Below are 3,064 nucleotides of genomic sequence, written 5' to 3'. Positions count from 1 at the left end.
AATTCCGGCACTGTCTTCTCCATGTGCCTCACCTTATCAGATTTTTTGGGTTTTTGCTACCCCCGTGAACTTCTACCATGAAAATTCGGTCATCGGTGTAAGTTGGAGTCCTGACGGTCAAACTCTTGCTTCTGCTGGTAAAGACAATAAAGTGAAACTTTGGAGTCATGATGGCAAGGTTTTGCAAACCTTGGAAGGTCATAAACAGCTTGTTTGGAGTGTTAGTTGGAGTCCCGATGGTCAAACTCTTGCTTCTAGTAGTCGGGACAAAACAATCAAACTCTGGAGTCGGGATGGCAAGCTAAATAAAACTTTGAAAGGAGAAAGCTCAGTTAGCAGTGTGAGTTGGAATCCGAATGGCAAAACGATCGCTTCTGCTGATGGCGATCGAACAATCAAAATCTGGAGACGTGATGGTAAGCTACTGCAAACCCTAAGAGGTCACAATAGCCCAATCAAAAGTATAAGTTGGAATCCTGATGGTAAAATCCTTGCTTCTGGTAGTCAGGATAATACCATCAAATTTTGGAGTCCCTTTAATCAGTCACGGCAACTTCTAGGTGAACATCGAAGTCCAGTTTATTTTGTGAGTTGGAGCCTTGATGGTCAAACTCTTGCTTCTACCAGTCGCGATCGTACAATCAAGCTTTGGAGTCGTGATGGCAAGCTTTTGCAAACTTTGAAAGCTCATCAAGCAGGCGCTTTAGATATGAGTTGGAGTGCTGACGGTCAAATCATTGCTTCTCCTGGTAAAGACAACACAGTGAAACTTTTGAGTCGTAATGATAAGCTGCTGAAAACGTTGAAAGGACATCAGGCTCAAGTCAATACTGTAAGTTGGAGTCCTAATGGTCAAATCATTGCCTCTGGCAGTCAAGATAAAACAATCAGGCTTTGGAGTCGCAATGGCAAACTAGAGAAAACTTTGGAAGGTCATAAAAATTCAATCCAGAGTGTCAGTTGGAGTCCTAATAGTCAAATCCTTGCTTCTGGTGGAGAAGACAATACAATCAAACTCTGGAATCGTGATGGTAAACTTCTGAAAACTTTGGAAAATCATCAAGCGCGTGTTTGGAGTGTAAGTTGGAGTCCTGATGGTCAAATCCTTGCTTCTGCCAGTCAGGACAGTACAATCAAACTTTGGAACCGAGATGGTAAGTTACTGCAAACTTTAACTGGACATAAGGGTGGAGTTAGGAGTTTGAGTTGGAGTCCTAATGGTCAAACCCTTGCTTCTGGAAGTATTGATAATACAATTAAGCTTTGGAGTCGGGATGGCAAGTTACTGCAAACTTTAAGTGGACATAAAGGTTGGGTCACTGGTATTAGTTGGCATCCAGATGGTCAAACCCTTGCTTCTGGCAGTGGTGATAATAAGATATTTTTCTGGAAGTTGTATTTGGATTTAGATAGCCAGATGAAAGAAGTCTGTAAGAGAATTGGTGATTATCTCAAAACTAATCCCTACGTGACGGAAGAGGATAAACGGAGCTGTCACGATTACCTACCTAAAAAGTAGAATTTTTCTTACCAATGAATCTAAACAAAAGCGGCGGTAATTTTAGCACCTGTTTTGGTATCTAGTTTAGGATTAGCTCAACTCGCGTAAGTTCTGGAAAAAACAGATTCGTTAAACCTTCCCCATCCTAAATCAAACTACACTCTTTTTCACCACCACTTCCACCTTTTCCGTCGTCCATTCCTCACTCGCATCAGTCACCACCCTAATATTGCGCTGCGGGTTATCTTCATCCACAACCGCCACCAATAATTCTCCCAACGCCGTAGTAGGATTTTTATCACCAATTCCTGGACGAGGTTGGTCTAAGGGTGGCAACTCTAATAACTCAAAATTCGTTGCATCCACCGTCGCAAATACTTTAATAACATCTACCCCTTCCTCATAATTTTCTGGTAATTCCATGTCAAACTTAGTTTCTTTAAATGAGCCGGGGTCTACAGGTTCATAAGTAATACCTTCAGGATAGAACTTGACAATACTTAAATCTGCCTGGAGAATCAAAGCCGAAATATTTAAAACTCGCTTAGATTCATTGTAAATTCGCAGGGTAATTTTTTCACCTGATTCCAACACCGGCACCTGACCATCAGCATTCAAAACTACCTCTTTTCGTTTGACTGATTTAATCAGTTCCACCTTAATTTTGCCATTCAAAGAAGCAGAAAAATCCTCATTATCTAGCTCCAAAATACTTTCATACCTGGCAATATGAATGAATCGATTAATGAGATTTTCGCTAGCTTTAGGTTCATCAGCTTTGATGGGAAATAGAAGACTTTTAATCGGTTCTTTATTCCCATCCAAAATCCAATATTCCCCTTCAGAATTCAGAGAAACAAAATAATCCACATTCTCATCTTTTTCATCTTCCGAGCAAAATTCTATCCAGCGATGACCTTCAACGTCCTTTTTTGTATTTTGGAGGCTAACCGGTAGTTGTGCCACATTGACACCAGGAATTTGCGGTAACGGCGAAGGCAAAAGAATGCGAATTTTACGAATTTGTTTTAATCCAGGCGATAAATAGACAGCAGGTGAACCTATTTCAATTATTCCTTCTCTTAATTTAGGATGGAGTTCTCTGGTTATAAATTCGTTGTGTAGCATCGTTACTTCTGCCCAACAGTCGGATGCTCCCACTTCTACAACTTTAACCGTAGCAATGCGATTATCGCTGTCCTCAAAATTCCGCGTCCCGAATCGAAAAATATCGAATTCTGCCCCTTTTTTAAGGCCGCTAGCTTCACCCATTTGCAATTGGACTCGGTTTTTGGTAATATCTACTTTCATCACCGGAGGGTTACGGCTAGCAACGACAGATTGACCGCCCAAAAAAGTGCGATTTGTCTCGCCAATCAACATCGGTGTTTGTCGTTGAAAGTCATTGTGAACTAGATTAGAAATGCGATCGTATAAGTTGTTAACAGGAATCTCTGTCCCGTATTCTCGCAAAGCTTTTAGTAAATAATAACTGGAGTTTAGACTAAAGAGTACGATCGCCCTCAAGCAAAAGTGATCTCCCCACAGCACAATCGAAGGGAT

At 41.1% G+C, this 3,064-nt stretch carries 1 protein-coding gene and 1 pseudogene; one reads left to right on the top strand and one right to left on the bottom strand.

The features are described 5' to 3' along the window. Positions 1-1,519, top strand: a 1,519-nt coding sequence (locus QUA34_RS29870) for a WD40 repeat domain-containing protein (RefSeq protein WP_445242860.1), incomplete at its 5' end; no start/stop codon positions are given. 132 nt (positions 1,520-1,651) lie between these two features. Here the strand turns inward: QUA34_RS29870 and QUA34_RS29865 are convergent. Then, positions 1,652-3,064, bottom strand: a pseudogene (locus QUA34_RS29865) (caspase family protein); the annotation flags it as partial.

It is taken from the genome of Microcoleus sp. POL10_C6 (genome assembly GCF_036701585.1).
Classification (GTDB): Bacteria; Cyanobacteriota; Cyanobacteriia; order Cyanobacteriales; family Microcoleaceae; genus Microcoleus.
The sequence above is the reverse complement of the archived record's forward strand: the minus strand, read 5'-3'. Positions and strand labels throughout refer to the sequence as shown.